The following is a 16,182-nucleotide window of genomic DNA, read 5'->3' on the forward strand; positions in this document are numbered from 1 at the left end:
CACAAATGATTAACATTAATTAATGGTTCGGGTGAATGTTAGTTAATTCTAATTAAGTCAAGGGCTTATAAAAACGCCCCGCAATGCAGGGCGATTCAATCATTGTTATAGGGAGGCTTCTTTTTCAAGCATTAAGGCATTATAACGCGCAAAACCAGCCTCTAAATCAGCGATCAAGTCATTTACGTCTTCTAAGCCAATATGAATACGAACCAAAGTACCTTCAAAGTGTGGGTGAGCTATGGTTCTCAGGCTGTTAAAGCTCTTAGGTTCGTTAGCTAGAATGAGGCTTTCATAACCGCCCCAAGAGTAACCCATACTGAAGTGTTTCATACCATCAAGCAGAGCCGTCGTCGCTTTTGGATAAGACGTTTTGAGAACAAATGAAAACAAGCCGTTTCCACCTGTGAAATCTCGTTTGAAAAACTCATGGCCAGGATTTGTTTCTAAAGCTGGATGGCGGACATGATCAACTTCTGGGCGAGAAGCGAGCCACTGAGCGACTTTTAAACTGCTTTCTGCGTGCTGTCTTAGGCGAACATCCAACGTGCGAATACCTCGAAGACCTAGGTATGCGTCGTCAGGAGAAACGCACTGACCCATCAGGTAGCTTTGTTCACGAAGCTGATCCCAATACTTTTCAGAAGCCACAGCAGTACCTAGCATGACATCTGAATGTCCAACGATATACTTAGTTGCCGCTTGAATGGAAATGTCTACGCCATGCTCGAAAGGAGAGAAGTTCACGCCAGCTCCCCATGTATTGTCTAGCATCACGATGATATCTTGCTCATGGGCAATGCGTGCTAATGTAGGTACATCTTGGACTTCCATGGTTATTGAACCAGGAGACTCCAAGAAAAGGACTTTGGTATTCGGCTGAATCAAGTCTTGGATACCTTCACCGATCATTGGGTCATAATAGGTGGTTTCGATACCCATCTTCTTCATGATGGTGTTACAAAAGTCACGAGTTGGTTCGTAACAAGTGTCCACCATTAGAATGTGATCGCCAGTTTCAACGAAAGAGAGGATGGCGTTTGAAATTGCTGCCGTTCCACAAGGGTAAAGCGCGCAACCAGCTCCACCTTCAATCTCAACCATTGCGTCTTGGAAAGCAAAGTGCGTGTTGGTGCCTCGGCGACCATAAAACAACGTTTTGTTTGCACGATTAGTGGTGGCTTGGTTCTTTTCTGCAACGGTATTGAATACCACTGTTGAAGCGCGTTGAACGGGTGGGTTTACAACACCATTTGTCCACTTTTTATCGCGGCCAGCGGTAATGAGTTTGGTTTTTTTTCCCTCTGACATAAAAGTTCCCTGTCTTAAATATTGCGGTTTTGAATATTTAAAACATGGACGACGTAGGTTATGCAAGGGAAAAGTCGACTATCAGCCAATAACAGCCAAGATGAACAGGTAATGATGTCGAGAGGTATCGTGTAGATAGGGAGCTAAAAGAACAAACCTCCAGCAGGATGCATGTAGCGCTGGAGGTTTTTTAGTCGGTGTATTTGAGGTATTAGAGGAGTGGGTTGAAGAGATAGAACACTCGCTCTAAGAACCGAGAAAATAGGCTCCTTTTCTCCCATTCTTCCAATACAACAGTGTGAGATTGCTTAATATAGCTATCTTGTAACCAAGACATTTGCTTGGTGAACTCTTCGTCATCAACGGCGAGGGTCACTTCGAAGTTCAGCCACAAGCTGCGCATATCCATGTTTACGGTGCCAACTAAACAGAATTGGTCGTCAATTACGACAGATTTTGTATGCAGCAAACCACCATAAAACTCATAAATCTTGACCCCTGCACTCAAGAGCTCACTATAAAAAGCGCGTGACGCCCATTGCACCATCATAGAGTCATTTTTATGTGGAATAATGAGTTCAACGTCAATGCCTCGTTGTGCTGTCATCTTTAACGTTTCGAGTAAATCAGCATTGGGCACGAAATATGGTGTTGTGATTCGTACCGAGCGATTGGCTTGGTTTATTGCCAATGTTAATACTTGATAGATCAGATATTCCGGCATACCTGGGCCAGAAGGCACAACCTGAATAGGGTGTTGGAATTCACTCTCATCGATCTTGCATTCAGGTAGTCTTGGTAAATGACGTTCGCCAGTTTCGACTTCCCAATCCCAACAGTGGATGGCACTCAATACGTTTACCGTTGGTCCCGTAATGCGAACCATGATGTCCACCCAATGCCCGACGCCACTGTTTTGCTTGAAGTAAGCCGGGTCAACCAGGTTCATTGAACCGGTATAAGCAATTTCATCATCAATTACGATGATCTTGCGATGTTGGCGAAGATCAAGACGACGTAAGAAAATACGCCACATCTTCACTTCTAGCGCTTGAATAACTTCAATTCCAGCATCCTGCATCATTCGATACCAAGGACTTCTGAAAAAACGTGGACTACCTGCTGAATCGAGCAATAGTTTGACATCTACGCCGCGTTTAGCCGCTTGAATAAGCGCAGAAGCGACAGAATCAGCCAAACCACCCGGATGCCAAATGTAGAATACCATTCGAATACTGCTCTGCGCGTTTTCGATGTCTTCAATAATGGAATGCAAAATCTCATTAGGTGACTGTTGCAGCGACAATGTATTACCGCTCAATGCGGGAAGACCAAGGCGGTTGTTACAAAGTTCATCAATTCGGTAGATGTGCCTCCCCATCGTTTCTGGGTTGTGCGCGTTACAGTCGTTAAGCTGACTGAACCACTTCTCGAATGGTGTAAACATCTCTTTCGCACGTTCGGCTCGCTTTCTGCCTAAGTTCAGTTCACCGAAGAGGAAATAACATGCGACACCCAGAACGGGAAGGATATAAATGATCATTAGCCAAGCTAAAGACACGCTCACTGCACGGCGCTTTAAAACGACACGAATGGTCACACCTGCGACCAGTAACCAATATAGCCCGATGCCAGCTAAAGTAAGAAAGTGATAAAACTTGTCCATATACGCTCAGAGTAATATGCCCTTCTAGGATATTAAGCATAAAAGTGGGTTGGGGGAATAGATTTCCCATTTAGACATGGGATTGACCTTATATGAGGAACGAATTTCATAACAGCTGATTCTGTTATTTTAATGTGAAAAATAAGGTCATTCTTTAACTTTTGAACAAAAAAGTAGCATTTAACCTGCGTAACTCGACACTTGTGCGATAAATGTACTTTTTTGGGGTTCCAATTTTAAAGGGGAGCTGCTTTACTTTCTAGACATAGTGCGTCGAACGCTTATTTTATAAGTGTACAATAATTTTTACATAAACTTTTTAGACGCCTATCTCTATGCATACACAACAAACTAATTTTGGAGAAAAAGCGTGGCTACAACTAATACAGCAGCACCACGTGATACGTGGGGGTCTAAACTAGGCTTCGTAATGGCAGCAGCGGGTTCCGCTGTCGGTTTAGGCAATATATGGAAATTCCCTTACACAGCAGGTGAGAGTGGCGGCGGTGCATTCGTTGCTATCTATCTTATCTTTGTAATTTTTATCGGCTTTAGCGTGATGCTGACAGAGTTCGCTATTGGTCGTAAGACAGGTCTTTCTGCCGTAGGTGCATTCAAAACAACTGACCGACGCTGGACGTTCACTGGCGTTATGGGAGTCTTCAGTGGTCTTTTGATCATGGGCTTCTACCCTGTGGTTGGTGGTTGGGCATTGGCCTACATCTTTAAAGTGGGTGGTGGTCTACTCAGCGCGCCAGAAGCAATTGGCGACAGTTTTGGCGGTTTCATCTCAGATCCGATTCAACCTTTAATGTGGATGGGTGTTTACCTGTTCCTTAACGTCATGATCGTGATGAAAGGGATTTCGGGTGGTATTGAGAAAGCCGGTAAGGTTCTGATGCCGCTTCTGTTCTTAATCCTAATCGTTGTTTCTGTTAAAGGCTTGATGCTGCCAGGTGCAATGGCTGGCCTTGAGTTCTTGTTCATGCCGGACTTTTCTAAAGTCGACAGCAATGTGGTTCTTGCTGCACTAGGGCAGGCGTTCTTCTCACTTAGCTTAGGTATGGGTTGTATGATGACGTACGGTTCTTACCTGAAGAAGAAAGAGAACCTAGTTCAAACAACCGGTATGGTTACTGCGATGGATACAGGTGTAGCGATTCTTGCTGGTGTTGCTATGTTCCCAGCTATGTTTGCCTTTGGCATGGAGCCTGCGGCAGGCCCTGGTCTTGTATTCGTTGTCGTTCCTCAACTATTTGCTGAAATGGGCGGTGTGATTGGGTTGCTATTCGCGTTGCTATTTTTCATCGGCTTGACGGTGGCGGCATTAACTTCTTCAGTATCACTATTGGAAGTTGTCGTGTCTTACCTAATCGATGAGAAAGGCATGAAGCGCTCTAACGCGGTTCTGTCTGCAAGTGCAGTTATGGCGGCATTATGTATTTTTGCGTCACTATCGTTAGGTGGAATGGGGCCAACGCTGTTTGGTACAGGTGCCTTTGATATCTTCGACTTGCTAACGGACAAAATCTTCCTAGCGGTTGGTGGTATGTTGGTTTGTATCTTTGCTGGATGGCGCCTAAGCCGTGCTGAGCTAGAAAAAGAGATCACTAATGACGGCGAAGTATCCTTCCCGTTATTTGGATTGTGGTACAACCTAGTTAAATACCTGATTCCTGTTGCGATTGCTATTGTTGCCTTCATGGGGATTAAGTCTGGCTTTGATAGTGGCAAAGGTGAAATCATGCTGCTGGGTATCGCAATCATTGGTCTTGCTGGCATTTTCTCGAAGAAGCTTTAGCAAAGACCTTGGGGGCAAGCCTCGATAGCTTTGTCCGGTAACTTATGTATACTGCTGGCTCCAAACGTGGAGCCAGTTTTTTATGTTCGATATTCTACATACCCATCCCGATTTTCTGATCATCAATAAGCATCCCAACGTCTCTGTTCATAAAGACGATGGCGACACAATGCTGCTGCAAGAAGTGGCTAAGCAGAGTGGTGATCAGCAGCTCTATCTTATCCATCGCTTGGATAAAATGACATCGGGTATTCTGCTCCTCGGACGCAACGCCAAAGCGGCCAGTGCATTATCGCAAGCTTTTGCTGACCGCCAAGTGGAAAAGTTCTATCTGGCGATTGGCTCTAAAAAGCCGAAAAAGAAACAAGGTTTGGTCGTTGGTGATATGGAGCGTTCGCGCCGTTCATCATGGAAGCTGGTCAACAGCAAAAATAACCCAGCCGTCACCCAGTTTTTCTCTCTTGCGGCAGAGTCCGGAGAGCGCCTATTTTTATGTAAGCCACACACTGGTAAAACGCATCAAATCCGCGTGGCATTAAAATCGGTTGGCTCAGGTATTGTTGGCGACCCGATTTACAATGCAGGCAATGAGGCTGATCGCGGTTACCTGCATGCATTTTCACTTTGCTTCCAATACCGAGATGAGCAATATCGCTTTGTTTGCGATCCACGAGAATACCAAGTGCTGGGTAACAAATGGCACAGTGAAATCGTCTCTCAGGGTTTGGATACTTGGCTTTCCCCTTGGGAACTGAACTGGCCTACGATCAAATAACCGTCACAAAGAAAACTAATAAGAGAACTCGATGCAAGCATCACAACTTCCGCTGTTCTTTCAGCATCTAGAAACCGAGCTCGCGCAAGCTCCTAACGAAATTCGTCGACTGTTTCATGGTCGTGGCCGTCGTTTTGAGGGCCTAGAGCAAATCACCTGTGATTGGTTACAAGGTCAGTTGATCATCAACTTGTTTAAAGAAGTCGACGACGCGTTTCTCGCTGAGCTGAAAAGCAGCCTCAATGCGTTGGCACAATCACCACTGTGGGCAGACAAGCAAGGTCGCACTATGGTTCTTCAGCACCGTTATGCCGATGGTGCGCCTTCAGAAGTGCTTGTCGGTGAATTAGACGCTCGCCCTGTCGTTGAAGAAAGCGGTTTGAAATACCAATTGGATATTGGCCGCAATCAAAACTTCGGTCTGTTTTTGGACATGCGCTACGGTCGTGATTGGGTTCGCGAAAATGCGAAGCAAAAAAACGTGCTCAACTTGTTTGCTTACACGTGTGGCTTTTCTGTCGCTGCCATTGCGGGTGGCGCAGATAAAGTGGTTAACGTCGACATGGCAAAAGCGTCGCTGTCTAAAGGTCGTGAGAACCACAAGCTAAATGGTCATAACATCAACCAGGTAAGCTTTATGGGGCACGATATCTTTAAATCGTGGGGTAAGATTAAAAAATCTGGTCAGTATGACTTGATTATCATCGATCCGCCTTCATTCCAGAAAGGCAGCTTTGCGCTGACGAAAGATTACAAAAAGATTCTACGTCGATTGCCGGATTTGTTGGCAGACGGCGGTCAAGTGATGGCATGTGTGAACTCGCCATCTGTGACAAGCGACTTCTTGATTGAAAGCATGAAAGAAGAAGCGCCAGAGTTGACATTCCGTGAGCGTCTGGATAACCCACCAGAGTTTATGGACGTAGACAGCGAAGCAGCATTGAAAGTGTTGCTGTTTAGCGAGAAGCAATGACGACGAAACGAAAGTTGTACCTATCTATAATACCAGCCGTTTGAGTACGGCTGGCATTTCCGCGATACCCCGTCAATCTGAATAGCGAGACGCGAGTGTGATTCAGAGTCTATTATCAGAATGAGTTATTCTTAACACGCTGATATTAGGTTCCTGATCTCGCCTAGGCTCGCCGGAATGACGGGAAACAATAAAAGATTGATACCAGCAGCATTAACCGATCTGCACTTCAAGATCCGCTTCGATGGTTGATGAGCAGGCGAGCACATAGCCTTGTTCAATTTCTTCTGGCGTCAATGTTTCTAGGCTGGTGGAAGAGACGTTGCCTTTACGAACCTTGCATTTACACGAGCCACAAATCCCGCTTCGACAAGCGACGATTAATGGTAAACCTGCGCCTTCGAGCACATCGGCCAGTACCTGACCTTTTTGCGCATCGATGCTTTGAGCAAAATCAGGAACAGAAACGTTAACCGTCTCATCGGAGACCGATGTTTCTGCGCCAGTCGCAGGCGTAAAACTCTCTTGGTAGAAGTTCGTCATGTCAAAACCAAGGTCATTCAAATAGCCGTGAACATCTTGCATAAACTGGCTTGGACCACACAGGTAAACGGTGCGTTGCTTGAAATCAGGAACAAGCTCTTTAAGCCAGTCGGCATTCAAACGACCTTGTGGGTGTGACGTTCCTTCGCGGTTTTTCAGCAACAGCTTTAAATGGAAGTTGGGATACACAGCGTCGAACGTTTCTAGCTGATCGTAGTAAATCGTCTCTTCTGGGCTGCGTGCGATATGAAGAAATGCGATGTCCACATCGTTGTCGTCTTCATCTTGATTATTCAGCCAGTGTTTTGCCATCGAAAATACGGGCGTGACGCCGCAACCTGCACTGATAAGCAAGGCTTTTGTTTCGCCATTACGTAAAACGGGTGGGTGGTCAATGCAGTTAAACTCGCCCGCTGGTGGTAATGCTTGAACGGTATCACCGAGCAGCAGCGAGTCAACGATGTAGTTCGATACTTTACCGCCAGATACTCGTTTGATGGTGAGTTGAAGGTGATCGTCTTCATTGATAGAGCTGATTGAATAGGCACGAAACTCCATTTTTCCATCAATTTCGACGCCTAAGTTAATAAACTGGCCTGGCTTAAACTGAAACAGAAGTGATTCGGTTAGTTCGGCCAATTTGATGCTGACGGTGTCGTGTGTTTCGAAGTATTTGTCGATGCAACGGAGTGTGACGGGTTGGTTACCTTGCCATTCAAAAAACATAACAATCTCTTTGGTTGTGGCTATTTTTAGTTCGAAATAGATAGCGCCTCCACGTAAGGAGGCGCGAACAAGCAAGTTTATTAAGCTGCTAGGATGGCTTTTAGATCATCCTGAACATTGCCAATACTGCGCATATCGAACTTCTCTTGGATGATGGCGATTAGGTTTGGCGTTAGGAATGCCGGTGCAGTAGGGCCTGTGTAAATGCCTTTCACGCCCAATGCAAATAGCGTTAGCAAGATAACGATCGCTTTTTGCTCGAACCAAGAAAGCACAAGCGTGAGTGGTAGTTCATTGATATCACAGTCAAACTCTTTCGCCAGTGCAAGTGCAAGCTGGATTGCAGAGTAAGCATCGTTACATTGGCCCACATCCAATAGGCGAGGGATGCCGTTGATATCTCCGAACGTATTCTTGTTGAAGCGGAACTTACCACACGCCAAGGTCAGGATTAGCGTGTCTTCTGGCGCTTCAGCCGTAAAATCGGTGTAGTAGCTGCGTTCCGCTTTATCACCATCACAACCGCCGACTAGGAAGAAGTGTTTGATGTTGCCTTGCTTCACTTGGTCGATAACCGTAGGGGCGGCGTTCATCAGTGCATTGCGACCAAAACCAACCGTGATGTGGTGTTCGATTTCATCGTGTTGGAAACCGTCTTGCGCTAGAGCACATTCAATCACTTGGCTAAAATCATCGCCTTCGATGTGAGCCACACCAGGCCAGCCAACAATACTACGAGTGAATAAACGGTCTGCGTATTGACCCACATTTGGATTCAACAAGCAGTTTGACGTCATTACGATTGCACCAGGGAAGTTTGCGAATTCTTTCTGTTGGTTTTGCCATGCGCTGCCGTAGTTGCCGACAAGATGAGGATATTTCTTCAGCTCAGGGTAGCCGTGTGCAGGCAGCATTTCACCGTTGGTATAAACGTTAATGCCCTTGCCTTCGGTCTGTTGCAGGATTTTTTCTAGGTCATGCAAATCATGGCCAGAAACAAGAATACATTTGCCTTTTACTGGCTTGACGTTCACCGTGGTTGGTTCTGGATGGCCGAAGGTCGTTGTTTCACCTTGGTCGAGCATTTCCATCACTTTGTAGTTCATCAGGCCGATGCGCATTGAGCAATCAAGTAGTTCGCCAAGATCTTCAGGGTCTGTGCCCAACCACGCCATGATTTCATGGTATTCGGCATAGATATCGTTGTTGGTTTGCTCAAGAACACGTGCGTGCTCCATGTATGCTGCGGCACCCTTAAGGCCGTATAGGCAAAGTAGGCGTAGGCCAATAACATCTTCATGTACTTGGTCCTTACCACGGTTAACCGCGACTTGAGGAGCAAAAGCTAAGATTGCTTCTGCGCTATTTGGTAGCTCAAAGTGAGCAACAACAGGGATGTCAGCAACTTCGGTATCGGCGAGTGTTGCAGCAGACATTACTTGCTCTTTTAGCAATGCTTTGTACGTTGCCGCTTGAGAAGTTAGCTCTAGGACACGTTCAGGGTCAAAGTTTACGTTCGTCAATGTAGAGAAAAATGCCTTTGGTGCCCATTGGTTGATTTCATCGTTAATGATGTTGAATTCAAGTGCTTTTGATGCCCAAAAAGAAACCCCTTGCAGTGTGTAAACCAACACATCTTGAAGGTCAGATACTTCAGAAGTTTTACCACACATACCTTGTGCAAAAGAACAACCTTTAACAGCAGGGGTTTGAATTGTCTGTTCACATTGAATACAGAACATATTGGGTTCTCCAGTGATTGTTTTAATAGTCGTGATGTTGACCACTAGAGAGCAGAATGTGTGCCAGTTTTTATCTTGTTGATTTGTATTGAATTTTATCAGATTTAGGAGAGTGGTTGATGTAATTAAGACAACGGGCTTGATGTCTTAATTACATCGGCTTCTTGTGGTTGGTTATTTATTGATCCCGAGCTTTTTACCCATCCGATATAAGTTCCCGCGATCCATTTGTAAAAACTCCGCTGCTTTTGCCCAAACGCCACCAGTTTGGCTCAAAGCATGTTCAATTAAATCACGTTGATAGCTTTCTATTAGCTCTCGCATTGGTTGGCTTTCTTTAGGCAGATAATGCGATGTGTTTTTTACATCATCGAGAGCCAGTGAGGTGTCAAAATGGTTAAGCATGATCGTGCTTGCACCTTGTTGAATAGCGTGTAAAGCCGCGCGAGTTAAAGTGTGTTCGAGCTCGCGTACGTTTCCGTACCAAGGTAAAGACTCCAGTTGAGTCAACACTTTAGGGTGAACGTGCAGATTGGGCGCATTAAATTGTTGGCGTACCTTTTCTAACAGATATCCTGCTAAAACGGGAATATCCCCGTCACGGGCACGAAGTGGGGGGACTTGGATTGGGAATACATTTAAACGGTGGAATAGGTCTGCTCGAAATGTGCCAGCTTCGACCTCTTTTTCTAATTGTCGATTGGTCGCGGCGATGATGCGCACATTGACCATCAAATGCTGATCGCTACCCACACGTTGCAGCTCGCCTTGCTGAATTACGCGCAGCAATTTTGCTTGCAAAATCAAAGGCAGTTCGCCCACTTCATCAAGGAAAATCGTTCCACCGTCTGCCAGTTCAAACTTACCGGCACGGTGGCTATTAGCACCTGTAAATGCGCCTTTGACATGGCCAAACAGTTCACTCTCAGCCAGACCTTCAGGCAGGGCCGCACAGTTGACGTAAATCATCGGCTTATCGCTACGATGAGATTGCGCGTGTACCGAGTGCGCGACCAGTTCTTTACCAGTACCGGTCTCTCCTGTGATAAGTACCGCGTAATCTGATTGAGCAACAGTCGCAATGTTGTTTCGTAACTGGTTGATCTGCGGACTCAAACCCACCATTTCACCATGTTGAGAACGGGCTTGCTGGATAAGGGTTTGAGTGACGCTTTTTTGCTTCTGGTTTTGCGCTTTGAGCGCTTTTAATTGAGCTATGTTACGCAATGTCGCAGCGGTCAAAGCCGCAAAGGTTTCGATAGCGACAGGATCGATGCCATCAAACGCGCCCACTGTTAGTGCATCCATCGTTAGTGCGCCAACAAGTTGGCCTTCGACATACAAGCTAAAGCCCATGCAATCGTGAACATCAATGCATTGGTCTTCAGTTAATAGTGTGCCGTCGAAAGGATCCGGCAGTGAACAATCGGCATCGAAACGCACCGGTTCACGGCTATGAATAATGGCATCTAAGCGAGGGTGCGCCTTGGGGAAATAGCGACGACCTAAGACCGAGCTGGATAAGCCTTTTACCGCGACAGGAGTTAGAAACCCATCCTCATCGAAGATAAACAGGCAGCTCGCATCACATGGGAATACTTGCGCGACCCCATCAATGAGATTTTGATATTGCTGCTCGTGAGAGCGATTTGAGCTGAGGTTTAGCGCAATATTAAGGAGTACGTGGTCAACAGTCGGAGTCATAACAAGCCCAAAGTTATCTGGAATGGGCTCATGCTAGCAACTTGATGTCATTTGAACATCGAAAGGTGTGGGAGATTGATGTTCCATTGACGACGATCAAGTTTGATACGAAAAGAAACGCGCAAGTTAACAAGCCAGTGATGTAAGCTTGCGCGGGTTAGGTGTTTGAATCAAAGCAGGCCAAAGGTTTGGTTCGTCCGAATTAACGAGGAACGACTCTGGCGTCATTACCAGAAACATTGATTTGGACCGCTTGGCCTGGTTGGAAAATCATGTTTGGATTTGCTTCTTGAACAATAGAGATAATCTTTCCGTCCTCTAAACGAATGGTCAGATTCACGCCATTTCTTTTCGCGGTTGCTTCAGCCGCTTTGCTGCCTGCATAGCCACCCAATAGACCACCACCAATGGCAGCGATATCCGAGCCAGAACCGCCCCCAACTTTTGAGCCTAAGATCCCGCCCACGGCAGCACCAGCGATGGTGCCAATGGCATTGGATTGGGTAGAGGCATCAATGGTTACGGGTTCTACTTTTTCTACTGTGCCGTAGTAAACCTGCTGAACTTTGCGAGTGTCGGATGAGCCGTATGCATCTCCGTACGGGTTAGGTGAGCTACAGCCGCCAAGCACGAGCGCACAAGTAATGGTGAGCAACATGCCTAAATTGATCTGTTTTTTCATATAGCCTCCGAATGGTTTCTTCATTCAAAGAGTATATACCCCAATTTAACCTGCGTTTTGGTGCTTTATAAAACAGTGGCTTAGCGGCCTGTCCCTTAAGGAAACGCGATTGTCTAAGCAGTATTAATGATCGTTAAGCGTATGAAACCCTGAATAAATACGTGTAAAAGTAGTAAACCAGCATGCCGCGCCAAAGATATACGCGATGACGGCAAAGTGTTGCGGTAGCAAACAAAATAAAATCAAGCAGCCAATGGTTTCTGTACCTTCGGTTAAGCCGCTCATGTAGTAAAGCGATTTGTTTTTATATACCGGATTATCGATGCCTTGTTTTCCTGCCATGATGGCAAAAGCCAAAAAGCTACTACCAGTGCCGATGAAGGAAAAAATCAAAAATGCGCCTGCAACGGCATTGTGCTCTGGGTTGGCAAGCACAAAGCCAAAAGGAATCAACGAATAGAACAAAAAATCTAAGCTGATATCAAGAAAACCACCCGCATCGGTAATGCCCTGAATCCTTGCCAGTGCTCCGTCTAACCCATCACAGATTCTGTTCAGCAAAATAAACAGCAACGCCAACAAGTACTGTTCGGCGATCAAAGCAGGCAGGGCAAAACAGCCAAGCACAAAACCAAATACTGTCGTCTGATTTGCAGTGATACCACATTTATCGATATATGTCGCACTGAGTGCCAGCGGTTTGCGGATGAGCTTTATACTCAGGCTATCAAGCATGATTTGTCTCCCACGGCCAGTTTATGCAGCGGCTGCCATCAGGAATATCGTCTTCATCGTGCGTTACCATCAAAGTAGGGATGTTCGCTTGCTGCAATTGTTCGACCACCCAATTGCGAAATTGTACGCGCAGGTCTTTATCCAACTTGCTATAGGGCTCATCAAGTAGCGCAACTTTCGGCTTTGCTAGCAGCATACGAGTCAATGAGATACGGGCGCGTTGCCCTCCCGAGATTTGGTCAGGAAAGGACTCTGCTAGCTTGGTCAATGAAATGTTCTTCAGTGCTTGCATGGCGTGAGCTTTACGCTCTTCACCTTTGATTGAGTTTGGTAGCGCGAAGGCAAGGTTCTCCCACACCGTTAAATGAGGGAAGAGCAAATCTTCTTGGAACAGAATACCGACCTGACGCTTATGGGCAGGGAGGGCATCCAACTTTTCGTTATCAAGCGTAATGGCTCCAGAGTAATTGAACTCGGCGGATAGGTGCCCGGCAATGGCATCCAACAAAGTGGATTTACCACAACCGCTAGGCCCCATCAGGGTAACGATTTCACCTTTTTCTACGGTCATATTAAACGCCGAGAAAAGCGCGTCGCCATTGGTTTTACGGATGGCGAGGTTTTCGAGACAAAGACTCATTCAGTAGTAAACCTTTTATAGACAAGCGGCGATACGTCCTGTGCAAGTGGCTAAGCAGTATCGCAAAAGAGAAGAACATGAATGGCAGCAGAGCTTGCCAAATGGCGTAAATAGCGGTGACACGTCGGTCAAAACCACTGGATAGTGCAACGGCTTCGGTTGTGATGGTGCTAATGCGCCCAGCCCCTAGCACTAATGTAGGTAGGTATTGCGCTAGGCTGACACTAATACCGACAGCCCACGCGAATGCAATCGCAGGTAGGAGGATTGGCAGTTTCACTTTTAACCAAGCTTGCATCGGTGTTTTACCCAAGCTGAGTGCGACGCGAGTTAAGCTGTTATCGAAGCTGCGCCACGGCCCGTCTAGCGAGAGGTAAATAAATGGGAATGCGAAGAACACATGCGCCCAGCATACCCAAAAGAAATACGCGTTACTGTTTAAGTACAGTGTTACCACTTGCATACCGAATAGCACCGATAATTGAGGAATCAGCATCGGGATGGCGATGATGTAACCGGGTATCTGCCAGCGATAACGAAGGCGATACTCATGTGCTATTAAAGCAAGAACTAGCGCGATAGTCGCGCTGATCAGGGCGATTGACATACTTTGCTCTAGAGTCCCTAGAATACTGTGCCATTCGTATTCCCAAAAACGCAGGCTGTAACGGCTTGGGAGCAAATCTGGAAAGCGCCAACGTTGAGCAAAGCTCCACAGCACCATGAGTGGAATCATTAGAAGTGCAAGTAGCGCAATCAGTGAAAATAGGGTTTTACCGGGTAAACGAAACCCGTTTCGACCAGAGTACTGCCAGCGTTTGAAGCCTTTGGTCGTTAACCATTCCACCAATCGAGCGAAACCAATCAAAAGACTAGCCATCACAAACAGTATTACTGCGCCAGCGGCCGCTCTTGGTAGGAGCGATAAATCTGGATCGTTAAACCATTGCCATACCAAAACCGCAAACGTCGGCGGGTTGGTAGGGCCAATAATCAGGGCGACATCGACAACGGACAAACTGTAAGCCAATACCGCCAGCATTGGGAAACGAAGTTTTGCTAACCATTGCGGAAATACGCATTTCCACCACGCTTGCGCCGAACTATAGCCCATCGAGTGACTGACTTTTTCAACCTTATCGACTTTCAATTGCTGAAGGATCGGAATACTCATCAACAATAAAAACGGCACTTCTTTAATCGCAAGCATGATGACCAAACCGAGTGCATGTGGGTCTTTAATCAACAATGCTAAGTCATTCACCGTTTGTGCATTCGGGTCGTAACCAAACAGTTGGTTGAGAACACGAACGCCCATACCAGTTGGGGCAAACAAGAACGCAAAGCCAATTGCAAACGCGACGTGCGGCATCGCGAGAAGTGGGGAAAGGCTAACTTCAATTTTTCGCCAAAACTTGCTGCCCCAAGACGCCTGTAGAATGGCAAACGTGATGAAGCAAGCCAAGTAGCTACTGAAAATGGCGGAGTAGAAAGTAAGCCCGATGGATGTCCAAACACCTTCCCAATCAAAGACGGCATTGAAGCCATCAAAAGAAAAGTGGTGTAGACCGATAGGAGGTACATAACCGAGCGCAGAGACCACCACTCCAAGTAGTCCCGGAATGGTAGGCAAAATACAAACTGCGATAATGACTAAATACAGCGCTCTTAACATGGATTCTTACTAATTCCCGTAGCGTTTCAACCATTCTTTTTCCAACGCCGCTTGCCAACTTGGATGTGGCTCAGCGATGGATTTGAATTGTTGAGTGTTTTTGGCCGAACCAGTTAGGTATTGGTTGCTTAGTACCGAAGGGTCGCCCCAGATGTTTAGGTTACCTTTGCGAGACTGTGCTTCAGGGCTCAATAAAAAGTTTATCGCAACTTGTGCACCAGCACTGGCATTTGCGTTCCAAGGAATCGCTAAAAAGTGGATATTTGAGAGTGCTCCTGCGTCCATTGCGTACGCTTTGGTGCTCTCTGCAAGATTACCGCTCGACTGCGCAGAGAAAACCGCGTTCGGGTTAAAGGTAATCGCCAGGTCAGTCTGACCATCATCTAGTAGCTGAAGGGTTTCTGCTGTACCGCCTGGAAACTGCTTACCACCGCGCCAAGCGACTTTATGGAACTCATCTAGATAAGACCACAGCGGTTGAGTGACTTGTTCAAACGTGTCATCGGTAATTGGTTGTTGCAGCTCAGGGGCGTTGTTAGACAGTTCAATGAGTAATGCTTTGATAAAGCTTGTGCCATGAAACTCTGGTGGTCGAGGGTAAGTCAGGCGATTCGGGAACGCTTTTGCATAGCTCAGCATTTCTGAGAATGATTTTGGAGGGTTATGGAGGGTTTGCTCGTCATGGATAAACACTAATTGTCCTACTCCCCAAGGTGCTTCTAGACCTTCTGTTGGCTCGGAGAAGTCCACATCAATTGGTAGAGATTTATCCACATATTGCCAGCTTGGCAAACCTTCGACAAAAGGACCAAATAGCAATTGGTTATCCTTCATTGATTTGAAGTTTTCGCCATTGATCCAAACCATATCAACACTACCACCGCTGTTTTTGCCTGCCGCTTTTTCTGCGATAAGTCGAGTAGTGGTCTCAGAAATATCAGTTACTTTAACGTGGTTTAGCGTCACGTTATAACGTGATTTTAGCTCTCTACTCGCCCACTGTATGTAGCGATTAATTTCTTGGCTCCCGCCCCAAGCATGAAAGTAGACGGATTGCCCGTCGGCTTGCTGTTCGATTTTTTGCCATTCGCTATTCACTGATGAATCGGCAAAAGAAGGTGTCGCAAAAGTCGTGGCTAAAATGCCAATGCTGCTGAGTAGCTTTTTCATATCTATTCCGTGTTATGTCTTTTGGTTCTTGCTTTCGTT

13 protein-coding genes are annotated in these 16,182 nt (G+C 46.3%); 3 read left to right on the top strand and 10 right to left on the bottom strand.

The window, feature by feature from the left end:
- Nucleotides 1-105: 105 nt before the first annotated feature.
- Together R7O12_RS05845 and cls are read right to left on the bottom strand one after the other, a co-directional pair.
- Nucleotides 106-1,311 carry a cystathionine beta-lyase gene (locus R7O12_RS05845; protein WP_318125685.1) on the bottom strand — a complete coding sequence of 402 codons (1,206 nt, stop codon included), beginning with the start codon at nt 1,309-1,311 and terminating at the stop codon, nt 106-108.
- A 211-nt stretch (nt 1,312-1,522) separates the two neighbouring features.
- A complete protein-coding gene (gene cls, locus R7O12_RS05850; protein WP_005378105.1) occupies nt 1,523-2,977 on the bottom strand; it encodes a cardiolipin synthase in 1,455 nt (484 codons plus the stop codon).
- 430 nt (nt 2,978-3,407) lie between these two features.
- On the opposite strand from cls, the gene R7O12_RS05855 reads away from it, so the two are divergent.
- From R7O12_RS05855 to R7O12_RS05865, 3 genes are all read left to right on the top strand, one after another.
- A complete protein-coding gene (locus R7O12_RS05855) occupies nt 3,408-4,778 on the top strand; it encodes a sodium-dependent transporter (RefSeq protein WP_042522154.1) in 1,371 nt (456 codons plus the stop codon).
- An 82-nt stretch (nt 4,779-4,860) separates the two neighbouring features.
- A complete protein-coding gene (locus R7O12_RS05860) occupies nt 4,861-5,553 on the top strand; it encodes a TIGR01621 family pseudouridine synthase (RefSeq protein WP_213907082.1) in 693 nt (230 codons plus the stop codon).
- A gap of 31 nt (nt 5,554-5,584) precedes the next feature.
- A complete protein-coding gene (locus R7O12_RS05865) occupies nt 5,585-6,526 on the top strand; it encodes a class I SAM-dependent methyltransferase (protein WP_047100750.1) in 942 nt (313 codons plus the stop codon).
- 213 nt (nt 6,527-6,739) lie between these two features.
- Here the strand turns inward: R7O12_RS05865 and R7O12_RS05870 are convergent, their stop codons facing one another.
- The 8 genes from R7O12_RS05870 to R7O12_RS05905 all read right to left on the bottom strand — a co-directional run bounded on the left by R7O12_RS05870 (nt 6,740) and on the right by R7O12_RS05905 (nt 16,143).
- A complete protein-coding gene (locus R7O12_RS05870) occupies nt 6,740-7,795 on the bottom strand; it encodes a hybrid-cluster NAD(P)-dependent oxidoreductase (RefSeq protein ID WP_025766859.1) in 1,056 nt (351 codons plus the stop codon).
- An 80-nt stretch (nt 7,796-7,875) separates the two neighbouring features.
- Entirely contained in the window at nt 7,876-9,537 is a 1,662-nt protein-coding gene (hcp, locus tag R7O12_RS05875) for a hydroxylamine reductase (RefSeq protein WP_258645916.1), read from the bottom strand.
- A 174-nt stretch (nt 9,538-9,711) separates the two neighbouring features.
- Complete coding sequence (gene norR, locus R7O12_RS05880; protein WP_025766857.1) at nt 9,712-11,241, bottom strand: nitric oxide reductase transcriptional regulator NorR; 1,530 nt, start codon at nt 11,239-11,241, stop codon at nt 9,712-9,714.
- A 202-nt stretch (nt 11,242-11,443) separates the two neighbouring features.
- The gene (locus R7O12_RS05885; RefSeq protein WP_005386695.1) at nt 11,444-11,923 is read right to left on the bottom strand and encodes a glycine zipper 2TM domain-containing protein; all 480 of its coding nucleotides are present in this window, start codon (nt 11,921-11,923) and stop codon (nt 11,444-11,446) included.
- 123 nt (nt 11,924-12,046) lie between these two features.
- Complete coding sequence (locus R7O12_RS05890; protein WP_017820856.1) at nt 12,047-12,658, bottom strand: CDP-alcohol phosphatidyltransferase family protein; 612 nt, start codon at nt 12,656-12,658, stop codon at nt 12,047-12,049.
- Nucleotides 12,651-13,298 (bottom strand): ATP-binding cassette domain-containing protein, encoded by a 648-nt coding sequence (locus R7O12_RS05895; RefSeq protein WP_017820855.1) that lies wholly within the window; start codon nt 13,296-13,298, stop codon nt 12,651-12,653. The genes R7O12_RS05890 and R7O12_RS05895 overlap by 8 nt, the downstream gene beginning before the upstream one ends.
- On the bottom strand, nt 13,264-14,973 hold the full coding sequence (locus R7O12_RS05900; RefSeq protein WP_017820854.1) for an ABC transporter permease: 1,710 nt from the start codon (nt 14,971-14,973) through the stop codon (nt 13,264-13,266). The genes R7O12_RS05895 and R7O12_RS05900 overlap by 35 nt, the downstream gene beginning before the upstream one ends.
- 9 nt (nt 14,974-14,982) lie before the next feature.
- Nucleotides 14,983-16,143 (bottom strand): ABC transporter substrate-binding protein, encoded by a 1,161-nt coding sequence (locus tag R7O12_RS05905; protein ID WP_017820853.1) that lies wholly within the window; start codon nt 16,141-16,143, stop codon nt 14,983-14,985.
- Nucleotides 16,144-16,182 lie beyond the last annotated feature (39 nt).

Source organism: Vibrio sp. Vb1574 (assembly GCF_033338675.1).

Bases quoted from the DNA above. Each gene is read 5' to 3' on its own strand.
- R7O12_RS05845 (WP_318125685.1), bottom strand. From the start codon at position 1,311: ATGTCAGAGGGAAAAAAAACCAAACTCATTACCGCTGGCCGCGATAAA.
- cls (WP_005378105.1), bottom strand. From the start codon at position 2,977: ATGGACAAGTTTTATCACTTTCTTACTTTAGCTGGCATCGGGCTATAT.
- R7O12_RS05855 (WP_042522154.1), top strand. From the start codon at position 3,408: ATGGCAGCAGCGGGTTCCGCTGTCGGTTTAGGCAATATATGGAAATTC.
- R7O12_RS05860 (WP_213907082.1), top strand. From the start codon at position 4,861: ATGTTCGATATTCTACATACCCATCCCGATTTTCTGATCATCAATAAG.
- R7O12_RS05865 (WP_047100750.1), top strand. From the start codon at position 5,585: ATGCAAGCATCACAACTTCCGCTGTTCTTTCAGCATCTAGAAACCGAG.
- R7O12_RS05870 (WP_025766859.1), bottom strand. From the start codon at position 7,795: ATGTTTTTTGAATGGCAAGGTAACCAACCCGTCACACTCCGTTGCATC.
- hcp (WP_258645916.1), bottom strand. From the start codon at position 9,537: ATGTTCTGTATTCAATGTGAACAGACAATTCAAACCCCTGCTGTTAAA.
- norR (WP_025766857.1), bottom strand. From the start codon at position 11,241: ATGACTCCGACTGTTGACCACGTACTCCTTAATATTGCGCTAAACCTC.
- R7O12_RS05885 (WP_005386695.1), bottom strand. From the start codon at position 11,923: ATGAAAAAACAGATCAATTTAGGCATGTTGCTCACCATTACTTGTGCG.
- R7O12_RS05890 (WP_017820856.1), bottom strand. From the start codon at position 12,658: ATGCTTGATAGCCTGAGTATAAAGCTCATCCGCAAACCGCTGGCACTC.
- R7O12_RS05895 (WP_017820855.1), bottom strand. From the start codon at position 13,298: ATGAGTCTTTGTCTCGAAAACCTCGCCATCCGTAAAACCAATGGCGAC.
- R7O12_RS05900 (WP_017820854.1), bottom strand. From the start codon at position 14,973: ATGTTAAGAGCGCTGTATTTAGTCATTATCGCAGTTTGTATTTTGCCT.
- R7O12_RS05905 (WP_017820853.1), bottom strand. From the start codon at position 16,143: ATGAAAAAGCTACTCAGCAGCATTGGCATTTTAGCCACGACTTTTGCG.